The 19,633-nt window shown below is 68.1% G+C and carries 22 protein-coding genes and 1 tRNA gene; 18 read left to right on the top strand and 5 right to left on the bottom strand.

Annotated features, from left to right (window positions below; genetic code table 11):
* Positions 1–4: 4 nt before the first annotated feature.
* The 4 genes from ctaD (BEI_RS09650) to BEI_RS09635 are packed head-to-tail and all read left to right on the top strand — an operon-like array spanning position 5 to position 3,526.
* Positions 5–1,801 carry a cytochrome c oxidase subunit I gene (gene ctaD / locus BEI_RS09650; protein ID WP_097789325.1) on the top strand — a complete coding sequence of 599 codons (1,797 nt, stop codon included), beginning with the start codon at positions 5–7 and terminating at the stop codon, positions 1,799–1,801.
* The gene (locus BEI_RS09645) at positions 1,798–2,466 is read left to right on the top strand and encodes a cytochrome c oxidase subunit 3 (protein ID WP_097789324.1); all 669 of its coding nucleotides are present in this window, start codon (positions 1,798–1,800) and stop codon (positions 2,464–2,466) included. Before ctaD (BEI_RS09650) ends, BEI_RS09645 begins: the two co-directional genes overlap by 4 nt.
* A gap of 14 nt (positions 2,467–2,480) precedes the next feature.
* On the top strand, positions 2,481–3,191 hold the full coding sequence (locus BEI_RS09640) for a heme-copper oxidase subunit III family protein (protein ID WP_097789323.1): 711 nt from the start codon (positions 2,481–2,483) through the stop codon (positions 3,189–3,191).
* A gap of 17 nt (positions 3,192–3,208) precedes the next feature.
* Positions 3,209–3,526 (top strand): cytochrome C oxidase subunit IV family protein, encoded by a 318-nt coding sequence (locus BEI_RS09635; protein ID WP_097789322.1) that lies wholly within the window; start codon positions 3,209–3,211, stop codon positions 3,524–3,526.
* 93 nt (positions 3,527–3,619) lie between these two features.
* Here BEI_RS09635 and BEI_RS09630 read toward each other — a convergent pair whose 3' ends face one another.
* A complete protein-coding gene (locus BEI_RS09630) occupies positions 3,620–3,868 on the bottom strand; it encodes a hypothetical protein (RefSeq protein ID WP_097789321.1) in 249 nt (82 codons plus the stop codon).
* A 391-nt stretch (positions 3,869–4,259) separates the two neighbouring features.
* Positions 4,260–4,336: transfer RNA gene (locus BEI_RS09625), tRNA-Pro, on the bottom strand.
* Between the two features lie 192 nt (positions 4,337–4,528).
* On the opposite strand from BEI_RS09625, the gene BEI_RS09620 reads away from it, so the two are divergent.
* Both BEI_RS09620 and BEI_RS09615 read left to right on the top strand, forming a co-directional pair.
* Positions 4,529–4,888 (top strand): CidA/LrgA family protein, encoded by a 360-nt coding sequence (locus BEI_RS09620; protein WP_097789320.1) that lies wholly within the window; start codon positions 4,529–4,531, stop codon positions 4,886–4,888.
* Positions 4,885–5,616, top strand: coding sequence for an LrgB family protein (locus BEI_RS09615; protein ID WP_097789319.1), 732 nt, complete (start codon positions 4,885–4,887; stop codon positions 5,614–5,616). Before BEI_RS09620 ends, BEI_RS09615 begins: the two co-directional genes overlap by 4 nt.
* A 113-nt stretch (positions 5,617–5,729) precedes the next feature.
* On the opposite strand, the gene BEI_RS09610 is transcribed toward BEI_RS09615, so the two are convergent.
* On the bottom strand, positions 5,730–6,086 hold the full coding sequence (locus tag BEI_RS09610; RefSeq protein WP_097789318.1) for a hypothetical protein: 357 nt from the start codon (positions 6,084–6,086) through the stop codon (positions 5,730–5,732).
* A 196-nt stretch (positions 6,087–6,282) separates the two neighbouring features.
* Here BEI_RS09610 and BEI_RS09605 point away from each other — a divergent pair, with 196 nt between their 5' ends.
* The 5 genes from BEI_RS09605 to BEI_RS09585 all read left to right on the top strand — a co-directional run bounded on the left by BEI_RS09605 (position 6,283) and on the right by BEI_RS09585 (position 10,847).
* Positions 6,283–6,456 carry a DUF2970 domain-containing protein gene (locus BEI_RS09605; protein ID WP_097789317.1) on the top strand — a complete coding sequence of 58 codons (174 nt, stop codon included), beginning with the start codon at positions 6,283–6,285 and terminating at the stop codon, positions 6,454–6,456.
* Between the two features lie 122 nt (positions 6,457–6,578).
* Positions 6,579–7,700, top strand: coding sequence for a cytochrome c oxidase subunit II (gene coxB, locus BEI_RS09600; RefSeq protein WP_097789316.1), 1,122 nt, complete (start codon positions 6,579–6,581; stop codon positions 7,698–7,700).
* A 36-nt stretch (positions 7,701–7,736) separates the two neighbouring features.
* Positions 7,737–9,368 carry a cytochrome c oxidase subunit I gene (ctaD, locus tag BEI_RS09595; RefSeq protein ID WP_097789315.1) on the top strand — a complete coding sequence of 544 codons (1,632 nt, stop codon included), beginning with the start codon at positions 7,737–7,739 and terminating at the stop codon, positions 9,366–9,368.
* Between the two features lie 16 nt (positions 9,369–9,384).
* Positions 9,385–9,987 (top strand): cytochrome c oxidase assembly protein, encoded by a 603-nt coding sequence (locus BEI_RS09590; protein WP_097789314.1) that lies wholly within the window; start codon positions 9,385–9,387, stop codon positions 9,985–9,987.
* Positions 9,984–10,847, top strand: a complete 864-nt coding sequence (locus BEI_RS09585; protein WP_097789313.1) for a cytochrome c oxidase subunit 3 — start codon at positions 9,984–9,986, stop codon at positions 10,845–10,847. The genes BEI_RS09590 and BEI_RS09585 overlap by 4 nt, the downstream gene beginning before the upstream one ends.
* Before the next feature lie 5 nt (positions 10,848–10,852).
* On the opposite strand, the gene BEI_RS09580 is transcribed toward BEI_RS09585, so the two are convergent.
* Positions 10,853–11,047, bottom strand: a complete 195-nt coding sequence (locus BEI_RS09580; protein ID WP_097789312.1) for a DUF2909 domain-containing protein — start codon at positions 11,045–11,047, stop codon at positions 10,853–10,855.
* Here BEI_RS09580 and BEI_RS09575 point away from each other — a divergent pair.
* The 4 genes from BEI_RS09575 to cyoE are packed head-to-tail and all read left to right on the top strand — an operon-like array spanning position 11,046 to position 14,280.
* Entirely contained in the window at positions 11,046–11,777 is a 732-nt protein-coding gene (locus BEI_RS09575; protein ID WP_097789311.1) for an SURF1 family protein, read from the top strand. The genes BEI_RS09580 and BEI_RS09575 overlap by 2 nt on opposite strands.
* Positions 11,774–12,331, top strand: a complete 558-nt coding sequence (locus BEI_RS09570) for a hypothetical protein (RefSeq protein ID WP_097789310.1) — start codon at positions 11,774–11,776, stop codon at positions 12,329–12,331. The genes BEI_RS09575 and BEI_RS09570 overlap by 4 nt, the downstream gene beginning before the upstream one ends.
* Positions 12,321–13,361, top strand: a complete 1,041-nt coding sequence (locus tag BEI_RS09565) for a COX15/CtaA family protein (protein ID WP_097789309.1) — start codon at positions 12,321–12,323, stop codon at positions 13,359–13,361. Before BEI_RS09570 ends, BEI_RS09565 begins: the two co-directional genes overlap by 11 nt.
* Entirely contained in the window at positions 13,354–14,280 is a 927-nt protein-coding gene (gene cyoE, locus BEI_RS09560; protein ID WP_097789308.1) for a heme o synthase, read from the top strand. The genes BEI_RS09565 and cyoE overlap by 8 nt, the downstream gene beginning before the upstream one ends.
* A gap of 6 nt (positions 14,281–14,286) precedes the next feature.
* Here the strand turns inward: cyoE and BEI_RS09555 are convergent, their stop codons facing one another.
* Positions 14,287–15,738: an SLC13 family permease gene (locus BEI_RS09555; RefSeq protein WP_097789307.1), complete on the bottom strand. Its 1,452-nt coding sequence runs from the start codon at positions 15,736–15,738 to the stop codon at positions 14,287–14,289.
* Between the two features lie 101 nt (positions 15,739–15,839).
* Here BEI_RS09555 and BEI_RS09550 point away from each other — a divergent pair, with 101 nt between their 5' ends.
* The 3 genes from BEI_RS09550 to thrS all read left to right on the top strand — a co-directional run bounded on the left by BEI_RS09550 (position 15,840) and on the right by thrS (position 19,614).
* On the top strand, positions 15,840–16,307 hold the full coding sequence (locus BEI_RS09550; protein ID WP_097789306.1) for a DUF2489 domain-containing protein: 468 nt from the start codon (positions 15,840–15,842) through the stop codon (positions 16,305–16,307).
* A 261-nt stretch (positions 16,308–16,568) separates the two neighbouring features.
* A complete protein-coding gene (locus BEI_RS09545; RefSeq protein WP_097789305.1) occupies positions 16,569–17,381 on the top strand; it encodes an OmpA family protein in 813 nt (270 codons plus the stop codon).
* A gap of 334 nt (positions 17,382–17,715) precedes the next feature.
* The gene (gene thrS / locus BEI_RS09540; RefSeq protein WP_097789304.1) at positions 17,716–19,614 is read left to right on the top strand and encodes a threonine--tRNA ligase; all 1,899 of its coding nucleotides are present in this window, start codon (positions 17,716–17,718) and stop codon (positions 19,612–19,614) included.
* The last annotated feature ends 19 nt before the right edge of the window (positions 19,615–19,633 follow it).

The raw sequence follows: 19,633 nt of genomic DNA, 5'->3' as shown, positions 1-19,633 counted from the left end.
GGCGATGCACGAGCGCGAGTACGAGGCCAGCCCCGAGGCGCCGCCGGCCGAAACCGGCGAGATGGAACTGGTCCATCCCCGCACCTTCATCGGCAAGTACATCTGGAGCCAGGACGCCAAGGTCATCGCCATCCAGTATGCCGTCACCGCCACGGCGATCGGCCTGGTGGCGCTGGTGCTGTCGTTGCTGATGCGCCTGCAGCTGGGTTTCCCCAACAGCCTGTCGCTGATCGACCCGGAGAGCTACCTGCAGTACGTGACCATGCACGGCATGATCATGGTGGTCTACCTGCTCACCGCGATCTTCCTCGGCGGCTTCGGCAACTACCTGATCCCGCTGATGTGCGGGGCCCGGGACATGGCCTTCCCCTACCTCAACATGCTGAGCTTCTGGGTCTACCTGGCCTCGGTGCTGCTGCTGGTCGCCGGCTTCTTCGTGGGAGACGGCAGCTCCGGGGCCGGCTGGACCCTCTACCCGCCCCAGGCCATCAGCCAGGGCACGCCGGGGGCCGACGGCGGCATCGTGCTGATGCTGGTGTCGCTGGCGGTCTTCATCATCGGCTTCACCATGGGCGGGCTCAACTACGTGGTGACGGTGCTCCAGGGACGGACCCGGGGCATGACCCTGATGCGGCTGCCGCTGACCGTCTGGGGCATCTTCATGGCCACGGTGATGGCGCTGCTGGCCTTCCCGGCCCTGTTCGTCGCGGTGGTGATGATGCTGCTCGACCGGCTGCTCGGCACCAGCTTCTTCATGCCGGAGATGCTGGGCATGGGCGAGGAGGGCAGTCAGCGCGGCGGCAGCCCGCTGCTCTTCCAGCATCTGTTCTGGTTCTTCGGCCATCCCGAGGTCTATATCGTGGCCCTGCCGGCCTTCGGCATCGTCTCCGACCTGATCGCCACCCATGCCCGCAAGAACATCTTCGGCTACCGCATGATGGTGTGGGCGATCATCATCATCGGCGCCCTGAGCTTCGTCGTCTGGGCGCATCACATGTACGTCAGCGGCATGAGTCCCTATTTCGGCTTCCTGTTCGCCACCACCACCCTGATCGTCGCCGTGCCCACGGCCCTCAAGGTCTACAACTGGGTGCTGACCCTGTGGCGCGGCGACATCCACCTGACCGTGCCCATGCTGTTCGCCATCGGCTTTCTGTTCACCTTCGTCAACGGCGGGCTCAGCGGGCTCTTCCTCGGCAACGTCACCGTGGACGTGCCCCTCTCGGATACCTATTTCGTGGTCGGGCACTTCCACATGGTCATGGCGGTGGCACCGGTGCTGGTGATCTTCGGCGCGATCTACCACTGGTACCCGAAGATCACTGGGCGGATGCTCGACGCCACCCTGGGCAAGGTGCACTTCTGGGTGACCTTCCTGGGCACCTATGCGATCTACTATCCCATGCACTTCCTCGGCCTGGCGGGGGTGCCGCGCCGCTATTACGCCTACGGCGAGACGGCCTTCGTTCCGGATTCCGTGCAGTCGCTGAACGCCTTCATCACCATCGCCGCCCTCGTCGTCGCCGCGGCACAGCTGCTGTTCCTGTTCAATCTGGCCTGGAGCCTCTTCCGGGGGCGCGAGGCGGGGCCCAATCCCTGGCGGGCCACCACCCTGGAGTGGCAGACGCCCCATACGCCGCCCCGGCACGGCAACTTCGGCGACGAGCTGCCGCTCGTCTATCGCTGGCCCTATGACTACAGCGTGCCTGGAGTCAAGGATGACTACATTCCGCAGAACGTGCCGCCCCAGGCGGTGGAGCGCGAGCCCGCCGCCGATCGCGGGCGGGGAGGGGAATCATGACCGTTTCCCTGGTGCTGATCGTGTTGCTGATGGCGGGCTTCGCCGGTTGGCTGATCGGGCAGTCGATCAGGGTGCGGCCCTGGGTCGCCGACACCGGCGCGACCCCGCCCGCGCCCCAGACGCCTCCCTTCGTGACCGCCCCGCGGGTGGGGCTGGCGGTGTTCCTGGCGGTGGTCACCTCGCTGTTCGCGCTGGCCGTCAGCGCCTTCCTGATGCGCCGACACATCGGTGCGGACTGGCAGGCGGTGCCGGTTCCGGCCCTGCTGTGGTGGAACACCGGCCTGCTGATCGCCGCCAGCGTGGCCCTCCAGCTGGCCTGGCGGTCGACCCGTCAGGGTCGCCAGGCGGCGCTGCGGCGCCGGCTGGCCCTGGGCGGCGGCCTGACCCTGGCCTTCGTGATCGGCCAGGCCCTGGCCTGGCAGCGGCTCGAGGCCGCCGGCCACCCCCCGGCGGCCAACCCGGCGAACGCCTTCTTCTACCTGCTGACCGCCCTGCATGCCCTGCATCTGCTGGGCGGGCTGGTCGCCTGGGGGCGGGTGCTGGCCCTGGCCGGACGCGGCATCTCCCAGCCCCGGCTACGGCAGGCGGTCGAGCTGTGCGCGCTCTACTGGCACTTCCTGCTGCTGGTCTGGGGGGGGCTCTTCGGGGTGTTGCTGATGAGTTGAGAGAGGAGGCCACCATGGCGGACAGACGCACGAGCGGCCCGACCCTGGAGCCCGGCTGGCGGGGCCTGGTAAGCGATCTGGCCTCGGACCAGCGGGCCTTCAAGGGAGTCCCCTGGAGCAAGGCGATGATGTGGCTCTTCCTGCTGAGCGACATCTTCATCTTCGCCTGCTTCCTGGTGGGGTACATGCAGGTGCGGATCACCACCCCGGAGCCCTGGCCGAGCGCCAGCGAGGTCTTCGCCCTGCATCTGGGGGGGCGGGATATCCCCTTGCTGCTGATCGCCATCATGACCTTCATCCTGATCAGCAGCAGCGGCACCATGGCGCTGGCGGTCAAGTGCGGCTACGAGCGAAGACGGCTGGCCACCGGAGGGCTGCTCATCCTCACGGCGCTGCTCGGGGCCAGCTTCGTCGGCATGCAGGCCTTCGAGTGGACCACGCTGATCCACGAGGGCGTGAGGCCCTGGAGCAATCCCTGGGGCGCGGCGCAGTTCGGCGCGGCCTTCTTCCTGATCACCGGCTTCCACGGCACCCACGTGACCATCGGCGTGATCCTGCTGATCGTGATGGCGGCCAAGGTCGTGCGCGGTTCCCTGGCGGCCGAGCGTCCCGGTTTCCTGACCCGGCGCCGCGGGCGCTACGAGATGGTCGAGACCCTGGGGCTCTACTGGCATTTCGTCGACCTGGTCTGGGTCTTCATCTTCGCGTTCTTCTATCTCTGGTAGACGCGAGGGAGGTGAACATGGCAAGGGGCGAAGGGCAGCGGCATCCCATCGGCATCTACCTCTGGGTCTGGTTCCTGCTGTTCGTGCTCAGCGTGGGGTCCTACCTGGTGGATATCCTGCAGTTCGAGGGCTACCTGCGCTGGTCGCTGATCACGGTCTTCATGCTGCTCAAGGCCGGCCTCATCATCGCGGTCTTCATGCACATGGCATGGGAGCGCCTGGCGATCATCTGCGTGGTGTTGGTGCCGCCCGGCGTCCTGGTGTTCCTGATGCTGCTGATGGCCCTCGAGGGCCATCATGTGCTGGCCAGCCGCCTGACCTGGCTGGCCCAGTAGGGCGTGGCCGGACGCTCGTTCGGGCATTCGCCGTGGCATCCCGGCACCGCCGTGTGGTCTCCGGCAAGCGGGGAGGGCGGCTCAGGCCGGGACCTAGACATGCTCCGGGTCATGGGTCCAGACCGTGACGCCATCCTCCTCGCCCGGTACCCGCACGGAGAATTCCCCGGGCCCCAACTGCTCGACCTCATGGCCGTCCCGGGTCTTGAAGGTGGGCAGGCCACGGCTGATGGCCCCGCCATGCTGGAGGCTGTCGATGTCCTTGATGTCATGGTACTGATCGATGACGTACTCGTTGCCCTGATCATCGAAGGCGATGTGAGTCTTCTCGTACTGGCGCACGCCGTGATCTCCTCTGCCTGCCATCGTCTTTGCAGTATCGCAAGGGGGTAGCCAAAAGGCGAATGGCGACGTTTTGGCACAATCTGTAATTTCTGCTCTTGATACGAACGTATGAATATGGAGTCGATCATGTCCTTTCCCCTGACCTGCGAAGTGCTGACCCACTGGAATGCCGCCGCCCTCGCCTTGCGTGAAGCCGAGGCAGCCATCGAAGGCTTGCTCGGGTGACGCCGACAGGACTCGCCTGAGGCTCGAGACCGGGAGCGATCGGCTCCCGGTCTTTCGTTATGGGGTTAAGAGGTTAAGAAGAGCGGAAGAGCAGGGAAGGCTTGCCGACAACGAAAAACCGCCGCCCGGCGAGGCCTGGGCGGCGGTTTCTCTTGATGTTTGATGGTCGGAGCGACTGGATTCGAACCAGCGACCTTTGCAACCCCATTGCAACGCGCTACCAAGCTGCGCCACGCTCCGACGTTCTCTTGGTGGGGCGGGTGCCGTCTGGCGTTGCCCCCGAGAACGAGGCGTATACTAGCGCGATCCCCGGGAAATGAAAACCCCTTTTTTGCGATTTCTTTCAAATGCTTGGCCGACCGGCCCCGGGACGATGTCGGCCGTCGCCGGCTTTGCCAGACTGGAGGCTGTATCGAGCCGGGGAGAACGACGATGCCGATGATCATGGGAATGAGCATCCTGCTGGCCTGCCAGACCCTGGGCGAGCTGGTGGCCAGGGGGCTGACGCTGCCGATACCGGGGCCGGTGATCGGCATGGTGATCCTGCTGGCGGTGCTCCTGGTTGGTGGCGGGGTCCCCCAGGGCCTGAGGCTGACCGGGGAAGGGTTGCTTCGTTACCTGACCCTGCTGTTCGTGCCGGCGGGCGTGGGCCTGATGGTGCACGGCACACTGATCGGCCGCGACCTGTTGCCGATCCTGGTCGCCCTGGTGGGCTCCACGGCCATTACCCTGGCAGTGACCGCCTGGGTCCTGTCCCGTCTGCAGGTCCGATTCCGGAGGGAACGGGGATGAGCGTCGCCCCCCTGGACCAGCTCTGGGTCTACCTGTCCGGACAGCCGTTGCTGTCGCTGCTGGCGACCCTGCTGGCCTTCCTCCTGGCGGTTCGCCTCAACCGCCTCGTCGGCGGCACCCCGCTGCTGCATCCGGTCATGCTGGCCATCGCCCTGCTGATCGGCTGGCTGCGGCTGGTCGACCTCGACTACGCCACCTATTTCGAGGGGGCCCAGTTCATCCACTTCCTGCTGGGGCCGGCGACGGTGGCGCTGGCGATTCCCCTCTATGACCACCGGGAGCGGGTGCGTCGACTGCTGATGCCGCTGCTGCTGGCCTGCGTGACCGGCATCGTGACCGCCGTGACCAGCACGCTCGGGTTGGGGATGCTGCTGGGGGCGCGTCACGAGACCCTGATGTCGCTGGCCCCCCGTTCGGTGACCTCGCCGATCGCCATGGGCATCGCCGAGCAGATCGGCGGAATCCCCTCCCTGTCGGCGGGGCTGGTGCTGCTGACCGGGGCGATCGGCTGTGCCCTGGGGCCCTTCATCCTGCGCCTGCTGCGGATCAACGACCCGGCCATCCAGGGCTTCACCCTGGGACTGGCGGCGCATGGTTTCGGCACCGCCCATGCCTTCGCCCGCCTGGGTGCGGTGGCGGGAGCCTTCTCGGGACTGGCGATGGGGCTGACGGGCTTGCTGACGGCCTTCCTCTTGCCGCTGGTCACCCGACTCCTGGGGCTGGACTAGGAGCCTGTCGGGCTTAAGCTGATCTACTGCGAATCGTGACGACCGGTCAAACCCGACAGGCTCCTAGGCGCGGCACCGGGGGATCCCCTGGTGCCGCAGGGAAGCGGACCCGCTCAGATCTCTTCCCAGATTCGCTTGCGGAAGTCCTCGGAAAGCTGGGCGACCTTCTCGAGCCGTCGCATGTGAGTCTGGGTGACGTCCTCGATGAGGCGTTGATAGCACTCCTGCAGTTCCTGCGGCGTCTTGGTCGGGTCCCCCGTGTAGCAGCCCGCCATCCGCTCGCCGCTCTCGGCCAGGGCATGCAGGCACTGGGCCTCGAACTGCATCGCCTCGGCGAGACTCTCCATCCAGGCGAGCTGGAGGCGGGCGAGGGGATTCGCACCCTGGAGCCATTGCTGGCTCCACCATTGCAGCATGGCCTCGTTGGGCGCCTTGAGGGCCTCGGCGGCATCCCCCTTCTGTTGAGTCATCTCGGGTCTCCTCTGGGATCGGTGCGGGGTGAGGCGGCGGACCCTCCGTCCGGGAGGGGCGCATCATCCCCAGTATAGAAGTCATGGACCGGCGTCGATGGGAAAGGCGTCGCTTCCGCATGATCCACATCAAGGGGTGATCACGGGAGGCCGTATCTGGGCTACTGTCAGGGGGGACAGAATCCGGGAGGTGACGATGTGGCAGATCATCAAGTCCGTGCTGGCCGCCTTCTTCGGTGTACAGAAGGAGGCCCGGCGCCGGGAGGATTTCGAGAAGGGGCGCGCCGCGCCCTTCATCATCGTCGGCGTGCTGATGGCGATCGTCCTGGTGATCCTGGTGGTGCTGGTGGCGACCCTGGCGGCCGGTTGAGCGCCCCGCTGCGTTGACAGTCGCGTTTACGGGCGCCGTCCCCTGCGCCGGGAGGCCGGTTTCGGGCCTTCTATACTCGATCCAGGCATGGCTAATACAACAACGACGTTCGGGAGGGGGCGATGCGCAAGCGGCTCTTGTGGACGGCGGGGGGCTTCGCCTTCGCGGGACTGTCCGGGCTGGCGTCGGCCGACGGCTGGAACATGCCGGTGGGCGTCACCGATGTCAGCCGCGAGATCCATTCGCTGCACATGATCATCTTCTGGATCTGCGTGGTCATCGGTGTGGTCGTCTTCGGGGCGATGTTCTATTCGCTGTTCCGGTATCGCCGCTCTCAGGGGGCCGAGGCCTCCAACTTCCACGAACACACCACGGTCGAGGTCATCTGGACCGTGATCCCGCTGCTGATCCTGGTCGGCATGGCGGTTCCCGCCACCGCCACCCTCAAGAGCATGTACGACACCACCGAGGCCGACCTGGACGTCATGGTGACCGGCCAGCAGTGGCGCTGGCGCTACGAATACCTCGGCGAGGACGTGGCCTTCACCTCGAACCTCGCCACCTCACGAGAGCAGATCGCCGGCGAGGCCGCCAAGGGGGAAGACTATCTCCTGGAGGTGGACGAGCCGCTGGTATTGCCGGCGGGGCGCAAGGTCAGGCTGCTGCTGACCTCCGACGACGTCATCCACTCCTGGTGGGTGCCGGACCTGGCGGTCAAGCAGGATGCCGTGCCGGGCTTCGTCAACGAGAACTGGGTGCGCATCAACGAGCCGGGGATCTATCGCGGCCAGTGCGCGGAGCTGTGCGGTCGGGACCACGCCTTCATGCCGGTGGTGGTCCAGGCGGTCGAGCCGGAACGTTTCGACGCCTGGCTGGCCCAGCGCAAGGAGGCCGCCGCCCAGGAAGCACTCGGCGTCGACCGCGACTGGAGCCTGGAAGCGCTGATGGAGCGCGGCGAACGGGTCTACGGCACCATCTGTGCCTCCTGCCACCAGCCCGACGGCTCCGGCAGTCCGCCAGCCTTCCCTGCCCTGGCAGGCAACCAGGCACTGCTCGACGAGCGTGATCGGCACATCGATACCGTGGTCAACGGCGTCTCCGGTACCGCCATGCCGGCCTTCCGCAGCACCCTCAACCCGGTGGAGATCGCCGCCGTGATCACCTACGAGCGCAATGCCTGGGGCAACGATACCGGCGACGCCGTCCAGCCCTCGACGATCGCCGACGAGTGGCTGGCGGACTAGGCGCATTCCATCGTTCCGGACACCAGGGGGAATCCCATGGCTTCGCACCTGCCTCCCAAGCCTTCCGTGCAGTACGAGCATGCCGCCGAGGGCGGCGCCGCGGCCGGGGCCCATGCCCCGGCGCGGGGGCCGCTTCGCTGGCTGCTGACCACCAACCACAAGGAGATCGGGACCCTCTACCTGGTCTTCTCGCTGTGCATGTTCTTCATCGGCGGGATCTTCGCGCTGGTGGTGAGGGCAGAGCTGTTTCAGCCCGGGCTGCAGCTCGTCCAGCCCGAGTTCTTCAACCAGATGACCACCATGCACGGCCTGATCATGGTGTTCGGGGCGGTGATGCCGGCCTTCGTGGGCCTCGCCAACTGGATGGTCCCGCTGCAGATCGGCGCGCCGGACATGGCCCTGCCGCGGCTCAACAACTTCAGCTTCTGGCTGTTGCCCGTGGCCTTCACCATCCTGCTGGCGACCCTGGTGATGCCCGGTGGGGCCCCCAACTTCGGCTGGACCTTCTACGCGCCGCTGTCCACCACCTACGCCCCCCCGTCCACCACCTTCTTCATCTTCTCGCTGCACCTGGCGGGAATCAGCTCGATCCTCGGCGCCATCAACATCATCGCCACCATCCTCAACCTGCGGGCCCCCGGCATGCGCATGATGGACATGCCGCTGTTCGTCTGGACCTGGCTGATCACCGCCTTCCTGCTGATCGCCGTGATGCCGGTGCTCGCCGGGGTCATCACCATGATGCTGCTGGACATCAACTTCGGCACCAGCTTCTTCAACGCCGCCGGCGGGGGCGACCCGGTGCTCTTCCAGCACCTGTTCTGGTTCTTCGGGCACCCCGAGGTCTACATCATGATCCTGCCGGCCTTCGGCATCGTCTCGGTGATCATCCCGACCTTCGCCCGCAAGCGCCTGTTCGGCTACGCCTCCATGGTCTATGCCACGGCGTCCATCGCCATCCTGTCCTTCGTGGTCTGGGCGCACCACATGTTCGTGGTCGGCCTGCCGCTGGTGGCGGAGCTGTTCTTCATGTACACGACCATGCTGATCGCGGTGCCCACCGGGGTGAAGGTGTTCAACTGGATCACCACCCTGTTTCGCGGCTCGATCAGCTTCGAGCCGCCCATGCTCTTCGCCCTGGCCTTCGTGGTGCTGTTCACCATCGGCGGCTTCTCGGGGCTGATGCTGGCCATCTCGCCGGCGGACTTCCAGTACCACGACACCTATTTCGTGGTGGCGCACTTCCACTACGTGCTGGTGCCCGGAGCGGTGTTCGCCATCATGGCCGGCGTCTATTACTGGCTGCCCAAGTGGACCGGGCATTACCCCCATGAACGTCTGGCCCAGTGGCACTTCTGGCTGTCGGTGATCGGCGTCAACCTGACCTTCTTCCCCATGCACTTCGCCGGGCTGGCCGGGATGCCGCGGCGAATCCCCGACTATGCCCTGCAGTTCGCCGACTTCAACCTGGTCACCAGCCTCGGCGGTTTCCTGTTCGGGGCTTCCCAGCTGCTCTTCCTGGTCGTGGTGGTGCGCTGCGTGCGGGGCGGGGAGAAGGCGCCGGCTCGGGCCTGGGAGGGCGCGGAGGACCTGGAGTGGAGCGTGCCCAGTCCGGCGCCGCTGCACACCTTCGAGACACCGCCCGATTTCCAGCCGCAGCAGCACTGAGAGCGCGGAGGCCGTGATGCAGACAGGCATCGAGCGCGAGGACCGGCGTCGGGGCGTACGGCGCACCGTCGGTCGCACCCTGGTGGTGCTGGCCGGGATGTTCGTGTTCGCCTTCGCCCTGGTCCCGCTCTACGACGTCTTCTGTCAGGTGACCGGGCTCAACGGCAAGACGTCCGGTCGGGCCCAGGCGTTGGTCCACGAGGGCGTGGACACCTCACGCACGGTCACGGTCCAGTTCATCACCCGAGGCAGCGCCGGGCTGCCCTGGCGGCTCGAGGCGGATAATCGCCAGCTGCGCGTCCATCCCGGCGAGAGCCGCGAGGTGACCTTCCGCTTTCGCAACCAGGGCGAGACGGCGAGCCGGGCCCGGGCCGTCCCCAGCGTCTCGCCCTCCGAGGCGTCGCTGCACCTGCGCAAGCTCGCCTGCTTCTGTTTCCAGGAACAACGGCTCGCCGCCGGCGAGGAGCTCGCGGCGCCGCTGGTCTTCCAGCTCACCCCGGACCTTCCCGCAGGCGTCACGACCGTGACCCTGGTCTATACCCTCTATCCCGTCGAGCCGGGCGCCGAAACGCAAACGGTCCGACCCCAGGGCACCAACAGCGAAGGAGATCGAGCATGAGCGGTGGCAGCTACTATGTACCCGCCTCCAGCAAGTGGCCGGTGCTGGCGTCCCTGGCGCTGGGGGCGATGATGGTCGGGGCCGGAACCCTGCTGGTCTTCGGTGTCGCCGGCCTGCCGGTGATGGTGCTGGGCCTGCTGGCGGTGCTGGCCGTGATGACCCTGTGGTTCCGGGACGTCATCCAGGAGTCGCGCAGCGGGCTCTACGATGCCCAGATGGACCGCTCCTTCCGCTGGGGGATGGGCTGGTTCATCTTCTCCGAGGTGATGTTCTTCGCCGCCTTCTTCGGCACCCTCTTCTACGTGCGAACCTTTGCGCTGCCCTGGCTGGACGGGGAGGGGGCCAAGGGCGTGGCGGCCCTGCTGTGGCCCGACTTCACCGCCAGCTGGCCGCTGATGAACCCGCCGGATGCCGCCATCGAGGGACCCCACGAGACCTTCAGCCCGTGGCACCTGCCGCTGGTCAACACCATCATCCTGGTGAGCTCGAGCATCACCCTGACCATCGCCCACGAGGGCCTGAAGGAGGGCTACCGGCGCAGCGCCCGGTTCTGGCTGGCGGTGACCGTGCTGCTGGGGCTGTCCTTCATCACCATCCAGGGGGTCGAATACCACGAGGCCTATACCCACTACGGCATCACCCTGGAAGCCGGCATCTACGGCGCCACCTTCTTCCTGCTGACCGGCTTCCACGGGCTTCACGTGATCATCGGCACTATCATCCTGATGGCGATCCTGGCGCGGGTGCATCGAGGGCACTTCTCGGCCGACGATCACTTCGCCTTCGAGGCGGCCGCCTGGTACTGGCACTTCGTCGATGTGGTGTGGATCGGGCTGTTCACCTTCGTCTATGTCTTCTGAGGGGATCAGCCGCCCAGGTCGCCGAAATAGAAGCCATAGGTGAGCAGGGCCATCAGCAGGGCCGCCATGGCCACGCGCCACTTCAGCGAGACGAGCACCCGGCGGGAGCGGCCGGCGTCCTTGATCAGGAATCCCGCTCCGGCGGCGAGGCTCGCCACCATGGCAAGAAAAACAAGCGCAATCAGGATCTTGAGCAGCATGACACACTCCGTGACAGGAACCAGCGGCAAGACCGGGACCGGCAGGCGTCTGGTGCTCTGGGCGGGGTTCTGGTCCGTCCTGGTGGCGCTCGGCCTCGCCCTGGGACTATGGCAGTGGGAACGGGCCGAGGACAAGCGCGCCCTGCTGGCCCGCCATGCCGCGGCCCCGCACCTCGCAGCGCCCGTGGCCACGCCGCCCGACGGGGCTCGACTGACCCTGCGGGGCGAGTACCTCGCCGAGGAGACCCTGTTTCTCGACAACCGCACCCATCGAGGGCGCCTGGGGGTCGCCGTCCTGACGCCCTTGCGGGGGGCGGACGGTCGCCTCTGGCTGGTGGAGCGGGGCTTCCTGGCCACCGGCCCGACCCGCGAGAGGCCGACCGTCACCACCCCGGGAGGCCCGGTGACCCTGCAGGGGCGCTGGCAGGCCGATGGCGCCCGGCCGCCGGTGTTCGGCCCCAACCGCGAGGGACGTCGCCTGCAGCGTATCGAGCTCGATGCCTGGGCTGGGCTCGGTGGCTTCGCCCATGCCGGCTGGCTGCATCTGGAAGGCGGCCCCGGCCACCTCGCCTCCTGGTGGGAGCCCAATGTGCTGCCGCCGGCGCGGCACCTGGGCTATGCCGTCCAGTGGTGGGGGCTGTCGTTGACGGCCCTGGTGGTGATGATCCTGGGCGGTCGCCGCCTGTGGCGCGATCGAGGCCCGTCTTCCCGGCAGGAGGTGGCACCATGAGCCCGTCCCCTCGGCGCGTCTCGCGCCTCAAGTTGCTGGCGCTGTTCGGCGTCTTCGTTCTGCCCATGGCCATGGCCTGGGGCATGGTGGAGTGGCGGTTGGGCATCCCCGAGGCACGTACCGCCCATGGCCGGCTCGATCCCGCCGTGCCGCCCCTGGCGGCCTGGCCCGTGCAAGGCGTCCGCAAGGCGGGGGACGAGGACTGGTTGCTGGCCTTCGACTGCCCCGCGGCCTGCGCGTCCGAGGCCGACCGCTGGTGGCGCCTGCATCGCGCCCTGGGGCGGGAGGCGCACCGCCTCAGCCGGCTGCGTATCGGCGGGAGCGGTGCGCCGCTGCCCGGCGCGGCGGCGGCGGCGTGGCGGGAGCTGCCTCCGTGGCGGTCTCCGGGGCGCCTCTGGGTCGTCGATCCCGAGGGGCGGGCGGTCCTGGAGTATCCGGCGGGCGTGCCCGCCGATCAGGTGCTGGCGGATATCGAGCGATTGCTCGAGCTGAATCCCGCGTCGCCGCTGGTGCGGCGGGAGGCGATCACCGAGGAGTCGGCCGATGGGCACTGAACGCTTGCTGCGCCTGGCCCGTCGGCTGAGCCTGGTCGGGGCAGGGTTCGCCGCCCTGGTGGTGCTGGCCGGTGCCTGGACCCGGCTGGTGGATGCCGGCCTGGGCTGTCCGGACTGGCCGGGCTGCTACGGCGAACTGGTGGTGCCGGATGCCGCCCGGGCCCTGGTCCATTCCCCCGAGGCCCCCCTGGAGGCGGCCAAGGCCTGGATGGAGATGCTGCACCGTTATCTGGCGGCCGCCCTGGGGCTGATGGTGCTCGTCCTGGTGGCGTTGGGGACGGCCCTGCGCCGCCGGCTGAGCGGTTATCCCTGGGCCCTGACCCTGGCGCTGCTGGCGCTGATCCTGCTTCAGGGGGCCTTCGGGGCCCTCACCGTGACCCTCAAGCTGTGGCCCCAGGTGGTGACCCTGCACCTGCTCGGGGGGCTTTCGGTGATGACGCTTTTCCTCTGGCTGTCGCTGCGGCTCGGGCGGCTGGCCGGCGGCGAGCCGGCCCAGGTGCGACCGCGCAGGTTCTCGCCCCTGTGGGGCGCGGCGATGTTGCTGCTGGTCCTGCAGCTCGCCCTGGGAGGCTGGACCTCCAGCAACTATGCCGGCATCGCCTGCCAGGGTTTCCCCACCTGCAACGGCGAGTGGTGGCCATCCCTGGACTGGGGGGAGGGGTTCCACCTGACCCAGACCGTGGGACCCAACTACCTCCACGGCCAGCTGCATGCCGAAGCGCGCAGCGCCATCCAGGTGGGGCACCGTCTGGGCGCCCTGGCCCTGCTGGCCTGCCTGGCTGGCCTGGCATGGCGCTACGGTCGCGATGCGGCCCGCCGCCCCTGGCTGGTCCTGGCCGCGGGCCTGGCCCAGGCGGCGATCGGGGTGGCCAACGTAGTGTTCTGGCTGCCGCTGTGGCTGGCCTTGCTGCATACCGCCGGGGCGGTCGCGCTGGTGGTCGCCCTGACGCTGGCGGCCTGGCAGTGGCGCTGGCCGTCGGCGGTCGTGGTCTCCAACCCTGACGAGCGAAAGGAGTGGGCCCATGTCTGACGCCCTGGTGATTCGACGCGCACCGGCCGGGACGGCCACACGCTGGACCTGCCGGGACCTGCTGACCCTGTGCAAGCCACGGGTGGTGGTCGTGATGCTGGTGTGCAGCCTGGTGGGCATGCTGCTGGCGACGCCGATCCCGTCCCCCGCGGCGGTGGCCTTCGGCCTGCTGGGGATCGGGCTCGCCGCCGGGGGGGCGGCGGCCTTCAACCATGTGGTGGACCGCCGCCTGGATGCCCTGATGCTGCGAACCGCGCGTCGTCCCCTGGCCAGCCGGCGCCTGCCGACCCCGCTGGCGCTGGCCTGGGCGACGCTGCTGTCGGTGCTCGGCATCGGCCTGCTGCACTGGCAGGTCAATGCGCTGACCGCCTGGCTGACCCTGGGCTCCTTGATCGGCTATGCCCTGGTCTACACGGCCTTCCTCAAGCGGGCCACGCCACAGAACATCGTCATCGGCGGGGTCGCCGGGGCGGCGCCGCCGTTGCTGGGCTGGACGGCGGTGACCGGCCAGCTGGGTCCCGAGCCGCTGCTGCTGATGCTGATCGTCTTCGCCTGGACGCCACCGCATTTCTGGGCGCTGGCGATCCACAAGCGGGACGAGTATGCCCGGGCGGGGGTGCCGATGCTGCCGGTCACCCATGGCTCGGCCTTCACCCGGCTGCAGGTCTGGCTCTATGGCTGGCTGACGGTGGCGGTGACCCTGCTGCCCTTCGCCATCGGGATGAGCGGGGTCGTGTATCTTGCCGGCGTGTCCCTCCTGAATCTGCGCTTTATGACCTGGAACTGGCGGGTCTGGCGCGGTCGGGACCCCGAGGCCCCGCTGGCGGCGTTCTGGTTCTCCATCCGCTATATCCTGGGCGTCTTCGGCGTCCTGCTGCTGGATCACTATGCGCACCTGTGGCGGCTCCCGGGCCTCTGAGGCGCGCTACCAGAACAGCCGCAGGAGGGGATAGGTCAGCAGGGTCACCACCAGGGTGCCGATCAGGTTCAGGGCGAAGCCCGCGCGCATCATCGACTGGATGCGCAGGTGGCCGGTGGCGAAGACGATGGCGTTGGGGGGGGTGGCGACCGGCATCATGAAGGCGCAGCTCGCGGCCACCGCGGCGGGCACCGTCACCAGCAGCGGCGAGACGTCCAGCGACAGGGCCAGGGCGCCGAGCAGCGGCAGGAAGGCCGCGGCGGTGGCGGTATTGGAGGTGATCTCGGTGAGGAAGACGATCACCAGGACCACCACGCCGATCAGGGCCAGCAGCGGGAAGGCGCCGAACACGGCGAGCCGCTCGGCGATCCACTCGGCCAGTCCCGAGCGGCTGATGGCCCCGGCGAGCGCCAGGCCGCCGCCGAACAGGATCAGGATCCCCCAGGGCAGTTCCCGGGCGTCCTCCCAGGTCATCAGCCTCGAGCGCTCGGCGTCCCCGGCGGGCATCAGGAAGAGCGCGACCCCGGCGGCGACGGCGATGCCGGTGTCCGTCAGCCAGGCCACGCCCGCGTCGTTGAGCAGGGGGCGGCCGACCCAGGCCAGGGCGGCCAGCAGGAAGACGATGCCCACCCGCCGTTCCGCCGGGGTGGTGGGCCCCAGCCTGGCCAGCTCGTCCTCGACCAGCGCGGCGCCGCCCTCGGCGGCCTGCAGGGCGAACCCCCGGCGCGTCAGCCACCACCAGGCGCAGCCCATCATGACCAGGCTGACCGGCAGCCCCACCAGCATCCACTGGGCGAAGCCCAGGTCGAGTCCGCGACTGTCGGCCAGGTAGCCGGCGAGCAGGGCGTTGGGCGGGGTCCCGATCAGGGTCGCCACCCCGCCGATGCTGGCCGAATAGGCGATGGCCAGCAGCAGGGCGGTCGCGTAGCGGGCCAGGGCCTCGGGGTCGCGGTCGTCGAGCAGGCTGATCACCGACATGCCGATGGGCAGCATCATGATGGTGGTGGCCGTGTTCGACACCCACATGCTGAGAAACCCCGTGGCCAGCATGAAGCCGGCGATCTGCCGGCGGGGTTCGTGGCCGACCACGCGCAGCACCTTCAGGGCGATCCGACGATGCAGGTTCCAGCGCTGCATGGCGATGCCCAGCAGGAAGCCGCCCAGGAAGAGATAGATGATCGGGTTGGCGTAGCCGGCCGAGGCCTCGCCCATGTCGCCGATGCCCAGCGCCGGTACCAGCACCAGCGGCAGCAGGGCGGTGGCCGGGATGGGGATCGCCTCGGTGGACCACCAGGTGGCCATCAGCAAGGCCAGGCCGGCGCAGGCCCAGGCCGGTTCGCTCATGCCCGTCGGGGCCGGCAGGCTCAGCGTCAGGATCACCCAGAGCGGGCCCAGCCAGAGGCCGAGGCGAGCGGCCAGGGAAGGGGAGGTGGGCTTGTCGGGAGATCGGGCTGGCATAGGGGCGTCCTCTGCCGGTGAGTCACGGGGCGGGTTGGGGAGACGAATACCGGGAGTATAGAATGTGGGCCTTCACTTTCCCGACCGTCCGGATACCCTCCATGACCACCACTACCGCGCTGATCCTGCTCGGCCTGGGACTGGCCCTCGTCGCCGGTCTCGGCGCCTACGCCCTCACCCTCTGGAAGGAGGTGCGCCGACGCGAAGCCTTCCGCCGGGATGAGCTGCGCCGTGCCCACGACAACTGCCTCGAGAACCTCGAGCTCGTGGCCTCGGCGCTCCTCCAGCGTCAGGTCGACATCACCGAGGGGGCCTGGCGCTGCAAGACCCTGCTCGACATCCTCGATCCCGGCCTGGTCGAGCGTGCCGAGTTCCGGGCCTTCGGCGAGGTCCACCGACGCACCCGTCATCTGCACACCCACTCGGCGCGCCAGGCGCTGAGTCCCAAGGAGCGCTTCCGGGAGGATCGGGAACGCCTGGCGGTGGAGGACGAGCTGGGCGAGGCCGTGCTCGAGGCCGCCGATGCCGCCCTGACCTTCCGCCGGGACTGGCCCGGTTCCCTGCACTGAGGCGACGTGTCGGCGATCTCGCACAGTCGTTCGATTGCATTGCCGGGCCCGCTTCGGCAAGCTTGTCCCCGCACCGCAGATGGCTCATATGCGAATGGAAACCCGGGTCATCTGCGCGTCTTCACTGGCCGAAAACGCGATTTCGTGCTTTCTTGGTCGGTGTAGGCGAACGCTGTTCGCCTCCGTTGGCCGTACCATCGGATCCCTGGATGGCTTCGCTGACGTTGCCCATGCCAGATGTGTGTAAAGAAGGAGTCTTACATGAAGAAATCTACGACTGGCTTGCTGCTTGGTTCCGCACTGGTGGTCGGCCTGACCGGCTGTGCCAGCTCGGCCTCCCAATCGTCCGGCATGGGGGAAAGCGCCTCCTCCGACCGTGCCTGGTACCAGCACCCCACCGTGTGCGGTCTCGCCGGCGGCCTGATCGGCGGCGGCATCGGCTACGCCGCCAGCAGCGATTCCGACGAGGACCAGGGGGCCGCCATCGGCGGGACCACCGGTGCCGCCATCGGGGCCTTCCTGTGCGCCGAGCCGGACAAGCCGGCCCCGGCTCCGCGGGACACCGACGGTGACGGCGTGATCGACGCCAACGACCAGTGTCCGGGTACCCCGGCCGGGGTGGCCGTGGACGCCGTGGGCTGTCCGCTGGACTCCGACGGTGACGGCGTGCCGGACTACCAGGACCAGTGTCCGGGCACTCCGGCCGGCGCCGAGGTCAACGCGCTGGGCTGCGTGGAAGACCTGGTGCTGCGTGACGTGAACTTCGAGTTCGACTCCGCCACCCTGACCATGGGGGCCGAGCAGATCCTCGATGGCGTCGCCGACAAGCTGATCGCCAACGAGAACGTCCGCGTCCGCATCGAGGGCCACACCGATGCCGTGGGCAGCGAGGCCTACAACCAGGATCTGTCCCAGCGCCGAGCCGATTCCGTGGCCGACTACCTGGCCGCCCAGGGGGTCGACCGCGATCGCATGCGCACCGTCGGCTATGGCGAGTCCCAGCCGGTGGCCAGCAACGAGACCGACGCCGGCCGGGCCCAGAACCGCCGCGTCGAACTCGGCGAGTGGGAATGATCCCCGCCTGAGGCCCGCCGCCCCTTCGCCGGCGGCGACCCCCCACGGAGGCGCCTTCGGGCGCCTCTTTTCGTGCTGCCTCCCATGGCGCCACGGGGACGGCTTTGCTAGGCTAGACGGCGCTTTACGGCCCGGGCTGCGCATCGGCCGTCGCGCCGTTGCCGCCGCGGGAGGATTCCACGGAGCCTGTGCCGATGGGATGCCGCGTCGAACCGCGGCCTCGGCGAGCGGGCGTCTGCCGCCGCCCTGTCCGGGCCCGTGCCCCCGACCATTCTTTCTGGCGACACGTGATCCTTGGTATGGATCACCACTGCGCACAAGGAAACGCTTCATCATGCCCATCGTGACCCTGCCGGACGGCAGCCAGAGAACCTTCGACGAACCGCTTACCGTGATGCAGCTGGCCGAGAGCATCGGTGCCGGCCTGGCCAAGGCCTGCGTGGCCGGGCGCATCGACGGCGAGCTGGTGGATGCCGCTGACGTCATCGACCACGACGCCGAGGTGGCGATCATCACCGCCCGGGACCCCGAAGGTCTCGAGATCATCCGTCACTCCTGCGCCCACCTGATCGGCCATGCGGTCAAGCAGCTGTATCCCGACGCCAAGATGGCCATCGGCCCGGTGATCGAGGACGGCTTCTACTACGACATCGACTTCGGTCGTGCGGCGACGCCGGAGGACCTCGAGGCCATCGAGCAGCGCATGAAGGCGTTGATCGAGAAGGGCTATGACGTGGTCCGCGAATACGTCGACCGGGACAAGGCGATGCTGACCTTCCTGCACCGGGACGAACCCTACAAGCAGGAGATCGTCCGCGAGATCCCCGACGGCGAGACCATCCGGCTCTATCATCACGAGGAGTACACCGACATGTGCCGGGGGCCCCACGTGCCCAACACCCGGCACCTCAAGGCCTTCAAGCTGACCAAGCTGGCCGGCGCCTATTGGCGCGGCGATGCCGAGCGGCCGATGCTGACCCGCATCTACGGCACCGCCTGGGGCGACAAGAAGCAGCTCAAGGCCTACCTGAAGCGCCTGGAGGAGGCCGAGAAGCGCGATCACCGCAAGCTCGCCAAGAAGATGGACCTCTTCCACCTCCAGGAGGAGGCGCCGGGCATGGTCTTCTGGCACCCCAATGGCTGGACCATGTACCAGGCCCTCGAGCAGTACATGCGCCGGGTGCAGATCGACAACGGCTATCAGGAGATCAAGACGCCGCAGGTGGTGGACCTCTCGCTCTGGAAGGCCTCCGGGCACTGGGGGCATTACAGCGAGCTGATGTTCACCACCGAGTCGGAGAAGCGCGAGTACGCGGTCAAGCCGATGAACTGTCCCTGCCACGTGCAGGTGTTCAATCAGGGGCTCAAGAGCTATCGCGACCTGCCGCTGCGCCTGGCCGAGTTCGGCAGTTGCCACCGCAACGAGCCGTCCGGTTCGCTGCATGGCCTGATGCGGGTGCGCGGCTTCACCCAGGACGACGCCCACATCTTCTGCACCGAGGGGCAGATCCAGGCCGAGGCCGAGGCCTTCATCGCCCTGACCCTCAAGGTCTACAAGGATCTCGGCTTCGAGGACGTGGAGCTCAAGCTGTCGACCCGCCCGGACGACTTCATGGGTGAGGCGGCGCTCTGGGATCGCGCCGAGGCGGGCCTGGAGGCGGCGCTGGATGCGACCGGCCTGGACTGGGAGCTGCAGCCGGGGGAGGGGGCCTTCTACGGGCCCAAGATCGAGTTCTCGCTGCGCGACTGCCTCAACCGGGTCTGGCAGTGCGGCACCCTGCAGCTCGACTTCAACCTGCCGGGCCGGCTCGGGGCGCAATTCGTCGACGAGGACGGCAGCCGCAAGACGCCGGTGATGCTGCATCGCGCCATCCTGGGGTCCTTCGAGCGCTTCCTGGGCATCCTCATCGAGCACCATGCCGGCGCCATGCCGCTGTGGCTGGCTCCCCAGCAGGCGGCGATCCTCAACATCACCGACGCCCAGCGCGATTACGCCCTGGCGCTCGAGCGGCGCCTGCAGAAAATCGGCCTGCGCGTCAAGGCGGACTTGAGGAACGAGAAAATCGGCTTTAAAATCCGCGAGCATACGTTGCAGAAGGTCCCCTATCTCCTGGTGGTGGGAGATAAGGAAGTCGAGGCCGACTCGGTCGCCGTCCGTACCCGCGAGGGTGAGGATCTCGGCACCCTGCCGGTGGACGCCTTCATCGACAAGGTGCGGGCCGAGCGGTTATAACGACATCTTCCAAGGCTAA

This window comes from Halomonas beimenensis, from assembly GCF_002549795.1.
Lineage (GTDB): Bacteria > Pseudomonadota > Gammaproteobacteria > Pseudomonadales > Halomonadaceae > Halomonas > Halomonas beimenensis.
Note: the sequence above shows the minus strand (reverse complement) of the source record. Positions and strands in the feature narration are given on the sequence as shown.

Coding starts and splice junctions, on each gene's coding strand:
- ctaD (WP_097789325.1), top strand. CDS start 5: ATGCACGAGCGCGAGTACGAGGCCAGCCCCGAGGCGCCGCCGGCCGAA.
- BEI_RS09575 (WP_097789311.1), top strand. CDS start 11,046: ATGACACACTCCGTGACAGGAACCAGCGGCAAGACCGGGACCGGCAGG.
- BEI_RS09580 (WP_097789312.1), bottom strand. CDS start 11,047: ATGCTGCTCAAGATCCTGATTGCGCTTGTTTTTCTTGCCATGGTGGCG.
- BEI_RS09645 (WP_097789324.1), top strand. CDS start 1,798: ATGACCGTTTCCCTGGTGCTGATCGTGTTGCTGATGGCGGGCTTCGCC.
- BEI_RS09550 (WP_097789306.1), top strand. CDS start 15,840: ATGACCACCACTACCGCGCTGATCCTGCTCGGCCTGGGACTGGCCCTC.
- ctaD (WP_097789315.1), top strand. CDS start 7,737: ATGGCTTCGCACCTGCCTCCCAAGCCTTCCGTGCAGTACGAGCATGCC.
- BEI_RS09640 (WP_097789323.1), top strand. CDS start 2,481: ATGGCGGACAGACGCACGAGCGGCCCGACCCTGGAGCCCGGCTGGCGG.
- BEI_RS09615 (WP_097789319.1), top strand. CDS start 4,885: ATGAGCGTCGCCCCCCTGGACCAGCTCTGGGTCTACCTGTCCGGACAG.
- BEI_RS09570 (WP_097789310.1), top strand. CDS start 11,774: ATGAGCCCGTCCCCTCGGCGCGTCTCGCGCCTCAAGTTGCTGGCGCTG.
- BEI_RS09605 (WP_097789317.1), top strand. CDS start 6,283: ATGTGGCAGATCATCAAGTCCGTGCTGGCCGCCTTCTTCGGTGTACAG.
- BEI_RS09610 (WP_097789318.1), bottom strand. CDS start 6,086: ATGACTCAACAGAAGGGGGATGCCGCCGAGGCCCTCAAGGCGCCCAAC.
- cyoE (WP_097789308.1), top strand. CDS start 13,354: ATGTCTGACGCCCTGGTGATTCGACGCGCACCGGCCGGGACGGCCACA.
- coxB (WP_097789316.1), top strand. CDS start 6,579: ATGCGCAAGCGGCTCTTGTGGACGGCGGGGGGCTTCGCCTTCGCGGGA.
- BEI_RS09620 (WP_097789320.1), top strand. CDS start 4,529: ATGCCGATGATCATGGGAATGAGCATCCTGCTGGCCTGCCAGACCCTG.
- BEI_RS09545 (WP_097789305.1), top strand. CDS start 16,569: ATGAAGAAATCTACGACTGGCTTGCTGCTTGGTTCCGCACTGGTGGTC.
- BEI_RS09635 (WP_097789322.1), top strand. CDS start 3,209: ATGGCAAGGGGCGAAGGGCAGCGGCATCCCATCGGCATCTACCTCTGG.
- BEI_RS09565 (WP_097789309.1), top strand. CDS start 12,321: ATGGGCACTGAACGCTTGCTGCGCCTGGCCCGTCGGCTGAGCCTGGTC.
- BEI_RS09590 (WP_097789314.1), top strand. CDS start 9,385: ATGCAGACAGGCATCGAGCGCGAGGACCGGCGTCGGGGCGTACGGCGC.
- BEI_RS09555 (WP_097789307.1), bottom strand. CDS start 15,738: ATGCCAGCCCGATCTCCCGACAAGCCCACCTCCCCTTCCCTGGCCGCT.
- BEI_RS09585 (WP_097789313.1), top strand. CDS start 9,984: ATGAGCGGTGGCAGCTACTATGTACCCGCCTCCAGCAAGTGGCCGGTG.
- thrS (WP_097789304.1), top strand. CDS start 17,716: ATGCCCATCGTGACCCTGCCGGACGGCAGCCAGAGAACCTTCGACGAA.